The 17779-nt window shown below is 30.3% G+C and carries 17 protein-coding genes and 1 pseudogene; 10 read left to right on the forward strand and 8 right to left on the reverse strand.

Features of this window, described 5'->3' with window-relative positions; translation table 11 throughout:
- The 5 genes from KJQ99_RS04880 to KJQ99_RS04900 form a co-directional block, all read right to left on the reverse strand.
- Positions 1-273: NfeD family protein (locus KJQ99_RS04880; protein ID WP_502756513.1), on the reverse strand; the 273-nt coding region annotated here is incomplete at its 3' end.
- Entirely contained in the window at positions 270-1172 is a 903-nt protein-coding gene (locus tag KJQ99_RS04885; RefSeq protein ID WP_214116983.1) for an SPFH domain-containing protein, read from the reverse strand. The genes KJQ99_RS04885 and KJQ99_RS04880, both read right to left, overlap by 4 nt.
- A gap of 15 nt (positions 1173-1187) precedes the next feature.
- Entirely contained in the window at positions 1188-1763 is a 576-nt protein-coding gene (gene fdh3B / locus KJQ99_RS04890) for a formate dehydrogenase FDH3 subunit beta (protein WP_214116984.1), read from the reverse strand.
- A gap of 2 nt (positions 1764-1765) precedes the next feature.
- Entirely contained in the window at positions 1766-4618 is a 2853-nt protein-coding gene (locus KJQ99_RS04895; RefSeq protein ID WP_214150170.1) for a formate dehydrogenase subunit alpha, read from the reverse strand.
- Positions 4619-4636: 18 nt separating this feature from the next.
- On the reverse strand, positions 4637-4834 hold the full coding sequence (locus KJQ99_RS04900) for a twin-arginine translocation signal domain-containing protein (RefSeq protein WP_214116989.1): 198 nt from the start codon (positions 4832-4834) through the stop codon (positions 4637-4639).
- A 127-nt stretch (positions 4835-4961) separates the two neighbouring features.
- Between KJQ99_RS04900 and coaE the strand changes: the two genes are divergently transcribed.
- Genes coaE through infC form a run of 5 tightly spaced genes read left to right on the forward strand, consistent with a single transcriptional unit; the run spans position 4962 to position 9351 of the window.
- Positions 4962-5594, forward strand: coding sequence for a dephospho-CoA kinase (gene coaE / locus KJQ99_RS04905; RefSeq protein ID WP_214116991.1), 633 nt, complete (start codon positions 4962-4964; stop codon positions 5592-5594).
- Positions 5581-6330 (forward strand): diaminopimelate epimerase, encoded by a 750-nt coding sequence (gene dapF, locus KJQ99_RS04910; RefSeq protein ID WP_214150171.1) that lies wholly within the window; start codon positions 5581-5583, stop codon positions 6328-6330. Before coaE ends, dapF begins: the two co-directional genes overlap by 14 nt.
- Positions 6324-7025: a dUTP diphosphatase gene (locus KJQ99_RS04915; RefSeq protein ID WP_420707988.1), complete on the forward strand. Its 702-nt coding sequence runs from the start codon at positions 6324-6326 to the stop codon at positions 7023-7025. The genes dapF and KJQ99_RS04915 overlap by 7 nt, the downstream gene beginning before the upstream one ends.
- Positions 7026-7027: 2 nt before the next feature.
- Positions 7028-8830, forward strand: coding sequence for a threonine--tRNA ligase (thrS, locus tag KJQ99_RS04920; protein ID WP_214150172.1), 1803 nt, complete (start codon positions 7028-7030; stop codon positions 8828-8830).
- Positions 8827-9351 carry a translation initiation factor IF-3 gene (infC, locus tag KJQ99_RS04925; RefSeq protein WP_214117012.1) on the forward strand — a complete coding sequence of 175 codons (525 nt, stop codon included), beginning with the start codon at positions 8827-8829 and terminating at the stop codon, positions 9349-9351. Before thrS ends, infC begins: the two co-directional genes overlap by 4 nt.
- Before the next feature lie 32 nt (positions 9352-9383).
- On the opposite strand, the gene KJQ99_RS04930 is transcribed toward infC, so the two are convergent.
- Positions 9384-10157: a 3'-5' exonuclease gene (locus tag KJQ99_RS04930; protein ID WP_214117017.1), complete on the reverse strand. Its 774-nt coding sequence runs from the start codon at positions 10155-10157 to the stop codon at positions 9384-9386.
- Entirely contained in the window at positions 10157-10804 is a 648-nt protein-coding gene (rpe, locus tag KJQ99_RS04935) for a ribulose-phosphate 3-epimerase (protein ID WP_214117019.1), read from the reverse strand. The genes KJQ99_RS04930 and rpe overlap by 1 nt, the downstream gene beginning before the upstream one ends.
- Before the next feature lie 118 nt (positions 10805-10922).
- Here rpe and rpmB point away from each other — a divergent pair, with 118 nt between their 5' ends.
- The 5 genes and pseudogenes from rpmB (at position 10923) to KJQ99_RS11260 (ending at position 13658) form a co-directional block, all read left to right on the forward strand.
- On the forward strand, positions 10923-11117 hold the full coding sequence (rpmB, locus tag KJQ99_RS04940; RefSeq protein WP_214117022.1) for a 50S ribosomal protein L28: 195 nt from the start codon (positions 10923-10925) through the stop codon (positions 11115-11117).
- An 18-nt stretch (positions 11118-11135) separates the two neighbouring features.
- Positions 11136-12260: a potassium channel family protein gene (locus KJQ99_RS04945; protein ID WP_214117036.1), complete on the forward strand. Its 1125-nt coding sequence runs from the start codon at positions 11136-11138 to the stop codon at positions 12258-12260.
- Between the two features lie 75 nt (positions 12261-12335).
- On the forward strand, positions 12336-12557 hold the full coding sequence (locus KJQ99_RS04950; protein ID WP_214117038.1) for an HP1242/YdcH family protein: 222 nt from the start codon (positions 12336-12338) through the stop codon (positions 12555-12557).
- Between the two features lie 396 nt (positions 12558-12953).
- A pseudogene (locus KJQ99_RS11255) lies at positions 12954-13217 on the forward strand (methyl-accepting chemotaxis protein); the annotation flags it as partial.
- Between the two features lie 126 nt (positions 13218-13343).
- Positions 13344-13658, forward strand: a complete 315-nt coding sequence (locus KJQ99_RS11260; RefSeq protein ID WP_239803735.1) for a CZB domain-containing protein — start codon at positions 13344-13346, stop codon at positions 13656-13658.
- Positions 13659-14047: 389 nt separating this feature from the next.
- Here the strand turns inward: KJQ99_RS11260 and KJQ99_RS04960 are convergent.
- On the reverse strand, positions 14048-17779 hold a 3732-nt coding region (locus KJQ99_RS04960), incomplete at its 5' end, for an autotransporter outer membrane beta-barrel domain-containing protein (RefSeq protein WP_214150173.1).

The raw sequence follows: 17779 nt of genomic DNA on the forward strand, positions 1-17779 counted from the left end.
ATTTTTAACAACGCCTTCGCCTTGAGTATTTAAAAAATCATCGTCATAATTCTCTACTTTTTTAGTTTTAACAAAAAATTTAAAAATTATAAGTAAAACAAGAGATATAACAGCAATTAATATTATTTGTAATTCTAAATCTAATGGCTTTATTAAATTAATTGCACCGACAATAATAAATCCTATAGCAAAAAATATTATATAAAAACTACCGACTAATAATTCTAAAATTCCTAAAAATATTCCTATACAAAGTAAATATAGGCTACTCATTTTTTGCCTACAAATTCTTTTAATACACTTAAAGCTCCTATTAATTCAGTGCTTTCATAAGGAACTAATATTTTATCTTTATTTTCACTTTTTGCTAAAGCTAAAAATGCTTCTACTCTGCCTTTAGCTAATAAAAATTCAGCTGCATTAATGTTTTGTGCCATTGCTTCATTTATGTTATTCATAGCTTCTTTTTGACCTTGAGCTAATGCAATTTGTTCGTATTTTTTAGCATCAGCCATTCTTTCTATTGCTTCAGCGTTTAAAACTTGCTCTTGCTTTAATGCTTCAGCGTTTTTTATAAGTGCTACTTTTTGTGCTTCAGCATTTAATTCTATAGCTCTTTTTTCTCTTTCAGCTTTCATTTGCAAATTCATTGCTTCTTCTATGCCACTAGGAACTGAAATTTCAGAAATTTCCACTCTCATAATTTTTACACCCCAGTTATCAGCAGCATCTCCAAGTGCAATTTGTAAAGCACTATTTAAACTATCACGACTACTTAAAGTATCATCAAGATACATACCACCAATCTCGCCCCTAAGAGTTGTCATAGCTAAATTTGATATAGCTTTTTTATAATTTTCAACATTATAAAATGCCATTTTTCCATTTGTTACTTTTAGAAAAACTATCCCATCAACTAAAATATTTACATTATCTTTTGTAATAACTTGTTGTTTTTCTATATCTATTAGTTGTTCTTTAATAGTAATTATTGATTTAACCATATCAATAAAAGGAAAGATTAAATGAAATCCTCCACTTAATTCTTTGTGAAATTTACCTAATCGCTCAACTATTACAATATCGCTTTGCGATACTATAATTATAGACTTTATTAAAATGACTATTATTAAAGCTAGTAAAACTCCAACAAAAATTAAAAATTCCATCATCTCTCCTAATTTAAATTAAATAAACATATTACTTAAATTAACATTTGCATTTTTAGTTAAAACACGCTTTCTATATACATTAGAAACTTCGCTCTCATCTCCAACTAAAAGCGCATTTGTAGCACATACAGCAGCACAAATAGGCACTCTTCCTTCGCTTATGCGATTTTGTCCGTAAAGTTCTCTTTCTTCATCACTATTTGTCTCTTCAGGGCCTCCTGCACACATTGTACATTTATCCATTTCGCCTTTAATTCCAAATGCTCCATCTCTTGGAAATTGTGGAGCACCAAATGGACAAGCATATAAGCAATAACCACAACCAATACATTCTTTTTTATCGTGTAATACGATACCATCTTCACGAATATAAAAGCATTTAACAGGGCAAACTTGAGCACAAGGTGCGTCAGTGCAATGCTGACATGCTATTGTCATTGACACTTCTTTGCCTTCAATACCATCATTTAAAGTAATTACTTTTCTTCTTTTAATACCAACAGGAACTTCATGTCCGCTTGAACACGCAACTTGACAAGCAAAACAACCAATACAACGATTTTTATCAACAAAAAACTTCATTCTAGCCATTTTTATGCCCTTTCTATCTTGCAAAGTCCAGCGTTAAATTCGCTAATTTGTGTATTTGGATCAAAACCATAGTTTGTAACCGTATTTGACATTTCGCCTATTGTATAAGGTTTAGTGCCTTCTGGATAGTTATGACTTAAATCAACTCCTTGTAAAACACCAGCGAAGTTGTAAGGTAAGCAAATTCTATCTGGAGTTACACTTCTATTGTGAATACATTTTACTTTAATCTTAGTTCCTTGCGGGCTATGTATCCACATCATTTCTCCATCGCCAATATTGTGTTGCATTGCAAGCTCTGGATGAACATTAGCAAACATTTCAGGTGTAATATCAGCTAAATACTTACTAGTTCTCTCAAGCATACCAGCACCACTTAGATTTACTAAACGCATTGAGCTAATGATAATAGGAAAATCCTTGCTCCAGTCTTGTTTTTGTTGCTCGCTCTTAAACATTGTAGTAACACGGAAATTTGGAGTTGTTTGGTCGTCAAATGTTGGATATTTTTGCACCAAATCCCATCTTGGTGAATGCACTGGCTCTCTATGTTTTGGAATTTGGTCGCTAAATTCCCAAACTATAGTTCTAGCTCTTGCATTTCCTAAGCAACAAGCACTTTTTTCACGGCATTTTTCTAATATAATTCCTGAAATATCTGTGCTCCAAGAACTACCCATTAATTCTTTTTCTTCATCACTTAATGTAATACCAAATACTTGCTCAATATTATCTTTTTTAATTTCAGGATAACCACCTTTAACCTTAGAACCAACAGGAGTGAATGAATTATCAGCTAACTGACTAACTCCATTATGCTCAAGTCCAAATCTATTTCTAAAGCCCATTCCACCTTTTTCATAAGGCACATTTGGGTTCCATAAAATAGCAGTTCCAGGGTGTTTTGCATCCCATACAGGCCAAGGTAAGCCATAATATTCGCCTTTTACATCTCCACCAATACCCATTAAAGTATCAGGGTCAAAATTAGCCCAATTTGCTTGATGTTTTCTTAAACGCTCTGCACTAATACCACGAAGACCAATTGATAATAAACCATTACTCATTTCTCTTGTAGCATCATCAGGCCATTTAGCATCAACACCATCAGGAATTACCTGAACTAATTTATGATTTTGAAGTTCAAGTTTCATACCACGAGTATATTCTGTATAAAAGCCAAATTTCTTAGCAAACATAAACATAATCTCTTGGTCTTCTTTACTTTCATAAATCGGTTTTACTACTTGGCTTCTCCATTGCATAGAACGATTTGTAGCTGTTACATATCCTTCTGTTTCAAATTGAGTTGAAGCAGGAAGTATATAAATTCCATCAGGGCGATCTGCTAAAACTGCAACTTCATTTACAAATGGTTCAGCAACTACTATTAAATCAAGTTTTTTAAGTGCTTCTTGAATTTTAACAGTGTGAGCCATAGAAGTAATTCCAGTTCCTTGAACCCAAAGAACTCTAACAGGAGCATTTGAATGAGTTGTATCTGTGCCATAAGGAACTACGCCTTTAACACCTTGCCACCAGCGAGATAAACTAAATCCTTTTTCGTGCATCCATTTTTTGCCACCATTTGCACTATCATCTACGAAGCGTTTTTGCATATCTTCATAGCTAACTCCCCAGAAATTGCAAAAATGTTTCCAAGCACCTTCAGCTAAGCCATAATAAGCAGGAAGTGTGTCTGCTAAACATCCCATATCTGTTGCACCTTGAACATTATCGTGACCACGAATAATATTAGTTCCGCCACCAGGTTTTCCAATATTTCCTAACACTAATTGTAAAATAGCTAAAATACGAGTATTTGAACTACCAACTGAATGTTGAGTAATACCTAATGACCAAAATAGTGTAGCAGGTTTTGTAGTCGCAAATAATTTTGTAACTTGAATTAGAATTTCTTCACTACATCCGCAAATATCAGCAACTTCGCTAGGAGTATATTTTTTAGCTTCTTCACGAATTAAATCAACTCCATAAGACCTATTTTTGATTATTTCTTTGTCTTCCCAACCATTTTCAAAAATAAGATTTAACATTCCATATACAAATGCAATGTCAGTTCCTGGACGAATTCTTACATAAATATCAGCATGAGCTGCACTTCTTGTAAAAATAGGGTCAACTACGATTAAAGGAGCATTATTTCTATCTTTAGCTTGTAAAATATGCTTAAATCCAATAGGGTTTGCAACTGCTGAGTTTGCACCAAACATAATCATACATTTTGTATTACCTACAACATCACCAAAGTGATTTGTCATAGCGCCATATCCCCAAGTATTAGCCACACCGGCTACTGTTGCGCTGTGTCAAATTCTAGCTACGTGATCTATTGAGTTTGTTCCCCAAAATGCAGCAAATTTTCTAAAATAATATGCTTGTTGATTGTTAAACTTAGCTGAACCTAAAAACATTACGCTATCAGGACCGCTTTCTTTTCTAATATCTAGCATTTTATCGCCGATTTCATTTACAGCTTGTTCCCAGCTAATTCTTTCCCATTTACCATTAACTCTTTTTAATGGGTATTTAACACGACATTTTGATTTGGTTAAATCAATTTGGTCAATTCCCTTACAGCAATGACTTCCAAGTGAAATTGGATGGTCTATTGCGTTATTTTGTCTAACCCAAACACCATTTACTACTTCAGCTTCTATACCACAACCAGCACTACAAATAGAGCAAACTGTGCGAACACTTTTACTACCTTCATAAGGCATTTTAACTTTTTCATCTGCCTTTAAGGTTGCGTTTGTCGCACCAAATGCGGTAGTGCTTGCACCTGCAACTGCTGCAAGTTTTAAAAAGCTTCTTCTACCTAAATTACGCATTTAAATCCTTTCTATAAATTAATATGCAATTTTATAAAATTTTTCCCAGTGAAGGGTCTTTTTATATAACACTTCTTTTTTCTTTGCACGACCAGATACTACACCAGAGCTATTATTTTCGCTACTTGTTGCTGCATTTAAACCTACGCTAGCAACAGCACAGGTAGCTCCAGCACTTAATGCTTTTTTAAGAAAAGCTCTTCTTTTGTTCTCCATGGCTGCCTCCTTACTAAAATTTTAAAAAGTAACCTAAATAATACATTATTGCCTTAAAATTAGGCTTAAGAAAATAAACAAAATTATCTAAAAAATAATATTATGATAATGATAAAAAGAGTCGGTTTTGATAAGAAAAATTAAGATAAAAAAACACCTATTTTTTAAAAATATTTATGTAATAACATCTAGCATTGCTTGTGGTAAATCTACATTTTTAAATATTGCTAAAGAAAATGAAATATTTTGCATTAGTGCTGATGAAATTTCTTCAAAAGTTTTTTGCTACAAATGGAAACAAATTCGTAAAAAATTAAATATTTCAAATTCCTATTTCAAATTCTTAAAAGAAAAAAAACAAGCAGTGGCAAATGTGATTTTTAATGATAAAACAGCTAAGAAAAAATTAGAAAAAATAATGCACTCAAAAATCAAAAAAGAAATTCTCAAAAAAATCAAACAAAATAAAAATAAAATAATTTTTGTAGAAATTCCCTTGTTTTTTGAAAATAGCAATTATAATTTTTTGCTTAATAAAATTGTGATTTATTGCTCTTATGAATTATCTTTAACAAGGCTTATGAATAGAAATAATTTAACAGAATTTGAAGCAAAACTAAGATTAAATTCTCAATTACACATAGACAAAAAAATAAAATTTGCAAATTATTTAATCAAAAATGATGGTAATTTAGAAGATTTTAAAGATAACTCGCTAAAACTTATCCAAAAACTAAAGGAAAAACATGGAATTTCATAAATACTACGCAAATGGAAATGATTTTATTATTTTTCAAACTGATAATTTAGATGAAAATTATTTAAGTAAATTAGCCGTAAAATTATGCAATAGACATAGTGGAATAGGTGCTGATGGACTTATTGCAATCAAAAAAAATGATAAAGATTATGATTTTACTTGGGGATTTTACAATCAAGATGGCTCAAAAGCTAATATGTGTGGCAATGGTGCAAGAGCTGCGGCACATTTTGCTTATACTCAAAATTTAGCAAATAAAAATATGAGTTTTTTAACTGGTGCAGGGATTATTAAGGCGACAATTTTTGATGATGATTTTGTAGAAATTAGATTAACTAAAGCTAAGGTTATACACGAAAATTTAGTGGAATTTCAAAATGTATTTTGCCTAATTGATACAGGTGTGCCACACCTAGTAACTCTTGATGGAGTGCAAAACTACAACGAAGAAAATGCTAAATATTTAAGAGAAAAATATGACGCAAATGTAAATTACGCAACTTTTAAAGATGGGGTTTTGTATGTTAGAACTTATGAGCGTGGAGTTGGAGAAACTTTAGCTTGTGGAACTGGAATGAACGCTTGTTTTTATTATGCTAGAATGCTTAAATTAGTTGATGAAAAGGCTACTATTTATCCAAAAAGCAATGATATTTGCGAAGTGAGTTTTAAAGATGATTATTTATATTTTAAAGCACAAGTTAAAAAAATTTTTAGCACTACGCTTGATTGTTAAATAATTTTGCTAGTATTTTGATATTTTTTGATGTAGAAGGGATGATGAAATTACAATATACTAATGATATGTTAAGCTTACAACAAGCTTTAAATAACGCAACTTGCGGAATTGGTTGGGAAAAAGGTTATACAAAGGAAAATCGCTTAATTGATTTTGCTCGTTGTATTTATATGGAATGTGCTGAACTCGTTGATTCTATGCCTTGGAAACATTGGAAAAGCATAGATGCTAGTTGGGATTTAGAAAATATTCAAATTGAATTAGTTGATATTTGGCATTTTATTTTAAGCCTTGCAATTATGCAAAATCAACAAAAAGAACTTATAAACACGATTTCAGAATTTAAATTCAATAAAACAAATAAAAATTTAAATGATATTTTAGAACTTTCAAGAGAATTAATTCACACAAGTAGTGCAAAAGAGCTAAACATAACGCAAATTACAGAAATATTTTTAAAGCTAATGTGTAGTTGTGAGTTAGAATTTACAAGACTTTATAAAATCTACATTGGTAAAAATGTCTTAAATAAATTCCGCCAAGATAACGGCTATAAAAATGGAACTTATAAAAAACTTTGGAATGGTAAAGAAGACAATGTAATCTTATATGAACTACTAGAGCAAAATGATATAAACTATGATAGTTTGTATAAAAATCTTAATGAAATTTATAAAAATTTAAAGGATTAATAATGGAAATAATAGGATATTACGATAAAGATAAAAATATTTATGATACTTTAAGCACTGATGGAGCAGGACTTGAGCCAATTTTCTATGATGATAGTCCTATGGCACTTGAAATCATTCGCCATAGCTGTGCTCACCTTTTAGCTGAAGCTATTACACAATTATATAAAAATGCTAAATTTTTCGTAGGACCTTGCGTTGATGAAGGTTTTTATTATGATTTTAAAGTAGATGAAAAAATCAGCGAAGAAGATTTAAAAGTAATTGAAGATAAAATGAAAGAGCTTGCAAAAAAAGGCTCTCCTATGGTAAAAAATACGATGAGCTATGAAGCTGCTTGTGAAAAGTTTAAAAATGATGAATTAAAACAAGCAGTTTTAAGTCGTTTAAGTGGAGAAATTAGCACATATTCTCAAGGTGAATTTACCGACTTATGTCGTGGGCCACATTTACCACACACCAAAATGCTTAAGAATTTTAAATTAACAAAATTAGCAGGTGCTTATTTAGGCGGCGATGAAAAAAATGAAATGCTAGTTAGAATTTATGGTATCGCATTTGCAACAAAAGAAGCTTTAAAAGACTATCTAACAATGATAGAAGAAGCTAAGAAAAGAGACCATAGAAAACTAGGAAATGATTTAAAATTATTCACATTTAGCGAACAAATTGGCGGTGGCTTACCATTATGGCTTAAAAATGGTGCAAGAGTTAGAAATAAATTAGAGCATATTTTATATAAAGCTCATAGAGTTAGATTTTATGAGCCTGTTCGTGGCCCTGAATTGCTAAATTCTAGCGTTTGGAAAACAAGTGGACATTATGCAAACTATAAAGAAAATATGTATTTTACTAGAATTGATGAGCAAGAATACGGAATAAAACCAATGAACTGCGTAGGACATGTATTCTGCTATAAAAGTGAAGGTAGAAGTTATAAAGATTTGCCTATTAAATTCTTTGAATACGGAATGGTTCATCGCCATGAAATGAGTGGGGCTTTACACGGGCTTTTAAGAGTTCGTGAATTTACTCAAGATGATAGCCATATTTTCTGTATGCCAAGTCAAATAAAAACCTTAGTAAAAGAGATTTTAGATTTTGCTAAAAAAATTATGGTAACTTTTGGATTTGAATGGGAACTAGAAATCTCAACAAAACCTGAAAAATCAATAGGAAGTGATGAGATTTGGGAAGTTGCTACAAAAGCTTTAATGGAAGCTTTAGATGAAGAAGGTATTAAATACGGAGTTGATGAAGGTGGTGGAGCTTTCTATGGTCCAAAAATTGATATTAAAATCCTAGACGCACTTAAACGCAAATGGCAATGTGGAACTATTCAAGTAGATTTTAACCTACCTGAAAGATTTGAGCTTGAATATACAGACGAAAACAATGAGAAAAAACGCCCTGTAATGCTTCATCGTGCTTTACTTGGAAGTTTTGAAAGATTTTTAGGCATATTGCTTGAACATACAGCAGGAGAATTACCATTCTTTATAGCTCCAATTCAAGTTATGATTTTACCAGTAGGTGAAAAGCATATTGAGTATTCAAAAGCATTACAAAAAGAATTATTAGAGCTTGGAGTTGATGCTGATATTAATGAGAAAAACGATACTTTAGGTAAAAAAATAAGAAATGCAGAAATGCTAAAAGTGCCTTATATAGCAGTAATCGGAGATGAAGAAATAAATAATAATCAAGTAGCTTTAAGAGATAGAAGAGCTAAACAACAATCAACACTTACAATGGAGGAATTTTTGAAACTAATTAAAGAAAAACAAAACGAGGTAGTATTTTGAGTAAAGAAAAAGATGTATTGTTAAATGAAGAAATAGATTTAGCAGAGGTTAGATGTATAGGTGATGATGGAGCACAATATGGCATAATTAGTAGCGATGAGGCTAATGCACTTGCTAATCGTTTAGGGCTTGATTTGGTATTAATCGCAAAAGATGCTAAGCCACCTGTTTGTAAGATTATGGACTATGGCAAGTTTTGTTATCAGCAAGAAAAAAAGCTAAAAGATGCTAAGAAAAAGCAAAAGGTAGTAGAAGTTAAAGAAATCAAACTTTCTGTAAAAATTGCTCAAAATGATATTAACTATAAAGTTAAACACGCTATTGAGTTTTTAAAATCAGGAAAGCATGTTAGATTTAGAGTATTTTTAAAAGGTCGTGAATTAAGCAATCCACAATCAGGCGAAGAACTGCTTTTAAAAATTTATGAAGAAATTAGCGATATTGCAAATATGGATAAAGCACCTTTATTTGAAGGTCGCTACATTAATATGCTTTGCACCCCAAAAAGCACTAAAAAATAATAAAGTGGCTTTCAATAGCCACTTTTAAATTCTTATTTTTTCATCTTAGAGCGTGAATATAAAATCAAATCATTACTTGTTTTAATTTGTGAACCTTTTAAAGAATTAATACAATAATTCAAAATATCAGCACAAGCTTTCGCATCACTTAAAGCCCTATGATGAGTGCTAATTATACCTAATTCATTTTTTAAACTATCAAGACCATATTTATCACATTCAATACAACGCCTTGCTAACATAATCGTGCAAAGCTTTCTATTAATCAATGGAGCATTTAAGTATTCAAGACTTTCTTTTGCGATAAAACCATAATCAAAAGATACATTATGAGCTACAAAAATAGCATTACCTAAAAACAATCTAAAATCAGCTAAAACCCTAGCACTTCTAGGAGCATTTTTTAGCATTTGCGTTGTAATTCCTGTAAGCTCAACTATATTTTCAGGCACTTCGTTTGCATAAATAAAGCTTTCAAATTCATCTAAAATCTCGCCATTTTTTATCTTAACAGCACCAATTTCTATGATTTGCCCGTTACTAATTGAGCCTGTGCTTTCAATATCAACAACACAAAAAACCTCATCTTGAATTAATTTATTTCTTGAGTTTAAAAATACTTCTTGATTTTGTTTTAGCGTAATATCAAGCCCTAGCATTAAAAGAGTTTCATAAGTTATCTCAAAATTTAAGGCATTTTCGTATTGGTTTTTTAAATCTTTATAATTAATACTACTTGTAAGTAGCCTTTCTAAAATCTTATCACAATTAGCAATTTGTTTTTTATAAAGCTCGTTATAATCCATCAAAATTCCATTTTTAAAGAATTAATTGCGACTTTATAATCATTACTACTAAACACATAATTTCCAGCCACAACTATATCAGCCCCTGCTCTTTCAATATCTGCAATATTTAAGCCATTTACTCCGCCATCAACTTCAATGAAGCATTTATAATTATTCTTATCAATCATTTCTCTTAAGGCACTGATTTTTCTAAGAGTGCTTGGTATGAAGCTTTGACCACCAAAACCAGGATTTACACTCATTAAAAGCACCATAGAAACTTCACTTAAAACATATTCAATCTCATTTAAATTCTGGTGTGGATTTAATACTATTGAAGGATTTACGCCGTGTTTTTTAATATAATCAATCAATCTTAAAGGATGAGTAGTAGCATCTATATGAAAGCTTAAGAATTTAGGTTTTATATCTAAAAACAAATCAACAAATTTATCAACTTCTCTTACCATCAAATGCACATCTAAAGGAATAGTAGCAACTTTAGCAATAGCTTTTGTAGTGCAAGTTCCAATGCTTAGATTTGGAACATAATGTCCGTCCATTACATCAATATGCAATAAATCAGCACCAGCAGCCTCAACTTTTTTAATATCTTCAGCTAAATTTAAAAAATCAGCAGACAATAAACTAGGAGCAACATACATTTTTTAATCCTTAAAATTATTTTTTATAGAATATCATTAAAACTTAAAAAAAAAATTAAGCTTAAGATGCTATGATTAATACTTTTATTTTTACAAGAACACAAAAAAAGGATTTACGATGTCAAAATTTTGTCAATTAACAGGTAAAGGTCCTATGGTAGGAAATAATGTTAGCCACGCTAACAATAAAACAAAAAGAAGATTTTTACCTAATTTACGCACTATTCGCATTGATTTAGGCGATGGCACAACTAAAAAAATTAGAGTTGCAGCTTCAACATTACGCACACTAAAAAAAAGAAGAGCTAACTAATTTTTATAAAGAATTTTTATGAGCTTTTTTAAAAAGCTAGGCAAATTGCTCGGTTGGGCTGAAAGTGGAAAACCTGAAGTTGATATAAATACCGAGTTTTACGAACAATTAAAACCTTTTCGTCTCCCATTAATAGCAGTTGTTGTAATGATGCTATTTGGGGCGATTGGTTATATGCTTACTAGTAATTTTTCATTACTTGATGGGATTTATCAAGCAGGTATGACTTTTACAACTTTAGGTTATACTGAAGTAGCTACAATCACTCCTGCTGGTAGATTTTTTACGATTTGCTATGTATTATTAGGCTTTGTTACTTTTACTTTTTCAATAGGTATTGTGATTGAAGTTCTAAAAAAAGGCGAATTAACAAGAATTATTAAGGAAAAACGAATGCTATACAAAATAGCAAGATTAAAAAATCATTATGTTATATGTTATCACAACGAATTTACCCAAGAATTAGCAAAACAATTTAAACAAACATATACACCTTTTGTAGTAGTAGATGATATACCAGATTTTGAAAAAATTGCTGAAGCAAATAAATATCCATTCTATATTAAATGCCCACCACATAGTGATTTGGCATTTTTAAAAACACATTTATCAAGTGCGAAAGGAATTATTTCTCTTAGCCCAAATTCTGCTGATAATATAGCAATAATTGCTAGTGCTAGACTATATGAAAAAGATATAAAAAGAATTAGTCCTTATTCTATAATAACGATTTCAAATTCCGAACACGACGCAGCAAGACTTAAAAAGCTAGGAGCAAACACGGTTGTATTAGCTACGAAATTAGCAGCTCAAAGACTTAGCGTTGTAAGTGTAAGACCTGAAATGGAAAATCTATTAGAGCAATATTTATACACAAGAGACCAAAGTATTGATATTGAAGAAGTTAAAGTTCCTGATGAAAGTTGGGTTAGATTTAGAAGATTAAAAGATGTAGCTTTTAGACAATTAGCAAATGTTAGCGTAATCGGAATAAAAGATGCAAATAATAATTTTTTACCTATGCCAAAAGGTGATGCAATGATTGGAACGGGGACTAAATTATTGTTAATAGGAACTCCAGAAAGTATTAAAGAAGTTAAAAAAATTATTAAAAATAAGCAAACTCCTGAAAGTTTAAAATAAAATATAAATGTTATCTGTTTGTAATTTATTTTAGTTACCATATTAATACACATTACTAAAAATTAAGGAGAAGTTATGTTACACGAACATAGAGAGTTAATCACGAATTTAAAAGGTAAAGACGCACATTTTGATAAGCTTTTTGAAGCTCATAATGATTTAGACCATAAGATAAAAGATGCTGAAGAAGGTAGAATTCATTTAGATGATTTAGAAATAGCTAGAATGAAAAAGGAAAAATTAAAATTAAAAGATGATTTAAATAATTATTTAAATTCTATTAAAAATAAAGCTTGATGGGGGGGGGTATTTATGTTTTTTAACAAAGATAACACCCTCCAAAATGAATTGCAGGAAAAACTAAATAGAGCAATAGCAGAAAAAGAAAAGTTAGAAGCTGAAATTGCGAAATTAAAAAATGAAATTACTGCAAAGGCAAATAACGAAGAAGAAGATAAAATCAAATTCTCACTATTTGACATTATGGTAAAAGGTATGAAAGAAAGCGTTTCTTTTGTTCAAAAAGATATTGAGGGTGATTTATCAAGAGCTCAAGAAATAGAAACTCTTTCAGCAGATTGTGTAGATATGATAGTAAATCTTAAAAAAGTATCTGAAAGTATCATAACATCACTTGAAAAAATCACTGAATCATCAAGTAAATCTCGTGATACTGCACAAAATCTCCATAGAAGCGTTGATGAAATTACAAATGTAATTAATTTAATCAAAGATGTATCAGACCAAACCAATTTGCTAGCTTTAAATGCAGCTATTGAAGCAGCTCGTGCTGGTGAGCATGGTCGTGGTTTTGCTGTGGTTGCTGATGAAGTTAGAAAACTAGCAGAAAAAACCCAAAAAGCAACAGCTGAAGTAGAAATGAATATCAATTTATTAAAACAAAACGCTAATGAAATGTTTACGCAAAGCGAATCGGTAGAGCAAATATCACAAGATTCAAACGCACATATCGGAACATTTTCGGAGCAATTTGATAGATTATCGCATATATCTAAAGATATTAAATTTAATGCGAGTGCTATCAAATACGAAGTATTTACATCTTTAGTAAAACTTGACCATATCTTATTTAAAGCAAATGGATATGCAAATGCACTAAGTGAAAATCCAACAAAATTAAGCGACCATTTTAGTTGCCGTCTTGGTAAGTGGTATCAAAATGAAGGTAAAGAAATGTTCGGACATCTTCCTTTATATTCTAAAATTGATACTCCGCATAAAAATGTTCATGAAAGCATTAATCAAGCACTTGGATATATTGCAAGCAAGCAGTCTAATAGCAAAGAAATTGTTGAGCTTTATAAAGAAGCAGAAAAATCAAGTCTTGAATTATTTATGATTTTTAGACATTTATTAGGCGAATTTATTAAAAAATAATTCACTAATCTTATTAGGGTTTTAGCCCTAATAAGTCTGTATATTTACAAAATTTATACTTCATCTAATACTAAAATCAACTTTTATTTTTTATTTTAACAACCCTTTAAAATACCAATATAAAGCTAAAAATAACTTTTATAGTTCTATCTACTCCTAGAAATTATCGGCAAAATATCTTAGTTTAAAATATACATTTTGACATAATTAGCAGAATTTAAAAATTGCTTACATAAAAAATATCCAACCAACAAACTCAAAAATATATTAATTGAAAATATTTTAAAGCAATAAAATCTTTATTAGTTATATCAAATAAAAAAGAAAATAATTGTGATAGTAAAAATAAATTCTAATTCGTAATAACTATTACGAATTAGAATTCTTCATTAGAATTTATAGCTAAAGCCTAAGCTACCTTTTAATTCTTTATCAGAATTTGTGTAAAGATTGCTTCCTAAATTGATATTAAAACTAGCATTAGGGTTGATTTTATAATCTACACCAAAATTTAAATTCACACTTGTATCGCCCTTTTTACCTTCAATGATATTTTCTTTAACTTCATCTATTAACAACATATCAGGCTTTTTAGTTAGTTCTTTGCTAAGTGCAACAGATAAAAATCCATCAAGGCTATCTAGCATAGAAACTCCACCTTCTAATTTAGCTGATAAAGTATGCTTTAATTGGCTATCCCCACTTATACTAAGACCATTTGTGCTAATTGCAGTCGGCTTATAAGAAGTCAAATCATATCTTAAACTTGGCTCAAAATAATATTTATCCCCAAATCTAACCCCACTTTCAAAACTAGCTGTATAAACATTGTGATTTTTATCAGCTTTAATTCCTAATTTATCTGCCTCATAAGAGCTTGATATATTGTGGTAAAAAGCATTAGCACCTATAAACACTCCATTATTAAATACATTCATAGCATATAAACCAATGCCTTTTGAATCGCTATTAGCATTTACATTTCCTTTAGTTTCAGCCGTTCCAAAACTAGCAGCTATACCTAAAGTTAAATTAGAATTGCTAAGTTCATTTGTCTTATCAGCACCAACATTAAAATTCTTATAACGAATTGAACTATATTCGTATTTGTTATATCCCATTTGATTATCTAGCCAAAATCCATTACCTACTTTTTGATTTTTCACCAATCTTAATCTATTGTTTAATGTATTGTTTTTAGTATTTGCTATGTAATCAGGGCTTGTTAGAATGAAATTAGCCGTCCCAACAGCGTCTTTATCAAAATCTATTAAATCAAACATATCACCTAAAACAACTTCTAAACTAGAAGTATTAACATTATTGCTATTAGCACCATTTGCTATATTGCCTAAATCTTGACCCGAAATAACACTATCAACATTACTCTCATCTATTAAATCATCGCCTTTAATACCAATGCTCCAAATAGCATTTCCTTTAGCATTAGGATTAAAATGTGTAAATCTATCGGCTAATTCATAATTTGCCACTTTTGTTTGATAAGTTACTTTAAAAAAGTCCTTGCTAATTCCTGATTGAGAATTTGCATCACTTCTTTGTGAATTAGTAGTGTTATTAACTATTGCTATAGGGATAAAACCTTCTTTATCTTTTAGCATAGTAAGGTTTGTATTAGCAAGTTGTATTGTATTGTTAGCACCACTTATAGCTTCTCTTACTATTATAGCTCCACTATAAATATCGTGGAATGAAGTATCAATTCCACCACCATAAATATAAAACTTAGAATTATTAGCTACTAAAGTATTTACTGCTACTTGACCTTTTATATGAGTATTTGTTGTATCTAGTTTATCAACCCTTACGCCGCCATTTAATTCTGATTGTTTTGTAGTGTAAGTTCCGCTATCTTTTTGTATATTAGCATCATATACATTACTTGAGCTATCATCTTTGCCTAAAAGCTTAGAATTAATAGTAGAGTTTGCAATATTTACTAAATTAGAATTGATATTTGATGAGTTGATAGTAGAGTTTGTAATGCGTGCGGAATTTGATTTGATATTTTCTGCTGTAACATTTAAATCTTTTATATTTAAATTCTTAGTAATATCAACTTGATTTGCCGTAATTACATTACCTTTTTCCATAGATTTACTTGTATCAAGGCTAAAGATTGCATCAGTAGCACTAACTTTACCACTGAACTGATTTCCTTGATTAGCATATAAAGTTTTACCTACATTTAAATCTTTTTCAAATGTTGTATTATCTACGCTTACATCATTTGTAGTAGTTGTTATTCCACCAAATTTACCCCCACTACCTTTAATATCACTCAATTCAACATCGTTTGTATAAACTACTTTATTACTAATTAAGTCCCCATTACCTGTGATTTTTGATGAAATCGTCCCATCAACTATCTCAATAATACCTTCATTTTTAATATCGCCTGTGATTTGAGATTTGCCATTAAGTGCTAGGTAAGTAGTATCATCAAGTAATGTTAAATTATTTGCCGAACTTCCCTCATCAAGAGTAATTTTTGCATTATTTTTTAAAGTCAAATCATTAAAATAACTAGCTTTAATATCTGACTTACAATTTGCATTATCCTTGCAATCAATTGTAGTAGCTCCATTAAATTTTGTATTAAGTGCATTAAGATTGCTTACTACAACTTCGCCATCAAATATAGATTTACTCGTATTAATAGTGTTAGCATTAACTTTTGAATCTTTAGAGAATGTAGTGTCTAAAACTGCTTCAATTGTATTGGCATTAACTATAGAATTAAATTTAGAATTATTAGACTTTAAAGTATCTTTTACATTAACTTCTTTATTAAATACTGATTTTTCTGAAGTTATATTATTTGCCGATACAAAACCATTAAAAGTTGAGCCGCCATTTGCAATTATGCTATCAGTTGCAGTGGTTGTGCCGTTAAATACTGAACCGCTATTTGCCGTGATAAAATCTGATTTTATATCTTTTTCAAATGTAGCTTTATCATTTGCTGTTAGTTTGTGTGCTGTAAATGTATCGCTTATGGTTACATTTGTAACGCTTAATTCATTAAACTTACTATTATTAAGACTTGAAGTGCAGTCAGTATTTTTACAATTAATATCCACTAAACCTTGAAAATTAGTACTATTAGCCGTTAATTTCTCTACATTTACTTTAGATGTAGCACTAAAAACACTATTAGCATCAGTAGTTAAACTAGAAGTATTTACTAAAGCTTTAAAGGTTGAGCCTGTAGAGTTTATAGAATTACTTGCATTTACACTACCGCTAAAAATTGAATTAGTAGAAGTGATTGTATTTGCTGTAACATTTGCAAAGCTTGAATTATTTTTAGCTGTTAGAGTAGCTGTATCAATTGCATTAGCAAATGTTGAGCTATCAGCTGTAATTGAATTATTCTTAACTATGCTTCCATTAAATGTAGAACCTACTGCATTAATATCTGTTGCATTGACTATGCTTGTAGTATCAAATATAGAATTTGAATTAGAATTTAATGTAGCTGTATTTACTATAGCTTTAAATGTTGTATCACTTGAAGTGATTAAATTACTTGCTGTTATGTTTTTATTGAATATAGAATTTTTAGAACTTTCTAAATCTTTTGTATTTACCAACCCATCAAATGTAGCACCATTTGAAGTAATTTTATTAGTTGCATTTACATTTCCTACAAATTTTGAACCACTATTAGCAGTTATGCTATCGGTTGCAGTGGTTGTGCCATTAAACACTGAATTAGTAGAAGTGATAGTATTTGCTGTAACATTTGCAAAGCTTGAATTATTTTTAGCTGTTAGAGTAGCTGTATCAATTGCATTAGCAAATGTTGAACTATCAGCTGTAATTGAATTATTCTTAACTATGCTTCCATTAAATGTAGAACCTACTGCATTAATATCTGTTGCATTGACTATGCTTGTAGTATTAAATATAGAGCCTTTTTGAGCGTCTAAGAATGCAGTTTTTACTTCTTTTTCAAATGTAGCACCATTTGAAGTAATTTTATTAGTTGCATTTACATTCCCTACAAATTTTGAGCCACTATTAGCAGTTATACTATCAGTTGCAGTGGTTGTGCCGTTAAACACTGAATTAGTAGAAGTGATTGTATTTGCACT

It is taken from the genome of Campylobacter sp. 2018MI13 (assembly GCF_018501135.1).
Taxonomy (GTDB): domain Bacteria; phylum Campylobacterota; class Campylobacteria; order Campylobacterales; family Campylobacteraceae; genus Campylobacter_E.

Coding starts and splice junctions, on each gene's coding strand:
- KJQ99_RS04885 (WP_214116983.1), bottom strand. CDS start 1,172: ATGATGGAATTTTTAATTTTTGTTGGAGTTTTACTAGCTTTAATAATA.
- fdh3B (WP_214116984.1), bottom strand. CDS start 1,763: ATGGCTAGAATGAAGTTTTTTGTTGATAAAAATCGTTGTATTGGTTGT.
- KJQ99_RS04900 (WP_214116989.1), bottom strand. CDS start 4,834: ATGGAGAACAAAAGAAGAGCTTTTCTTAAAAAAGCATTAAGTGCTGGA.
- dapF (WP_214150171.1), top strand. CDS start 5,581: ATGGAATTTCATAAATACTACGCAAATGGAAATGATTTTATTATTTTT.
- thrS (WP_214150172.1), top strand. CDS start 7,028: ATGGAAATAATAGGATATTACGATAAAGATAAAAATATTTATGATACT.
- KJQ99_RS04930 (WP_214117017.1), bottom strand. CDS start 10,157: ATGGATTATAACGAGCTTTATAAAAAACAAATTGCTAATTGTGATAAG.
- rpe (WP_214117019.1), bottom strand. CDS start 10,804: ATGTATGTTGCTCCTAGTTTATTGTCTGCTGATTTTTTAAATTTAGCT.
- rpmB (WP_214117022.1), top strand. CDS start 10,923: ATGTCAAAATTTTGTCAATTAACAGGTAAAGGTCCTATGGTAGGAAAT.
- KJQ99_RS04945 (WP_214117036.1), top strand. CDS start 11,136: ATGAGCTTTTTTAAAAAGCTAGGCAAATTGCTCGGTTGGGCTGAAAGT.
- KJQ99_RS04950 (WP_214117038.1), top strand. CDS start 12,336: ATGTTACACGAACATAGAGAGTTAATCACGAATTTAAAAGGTAAAGAC.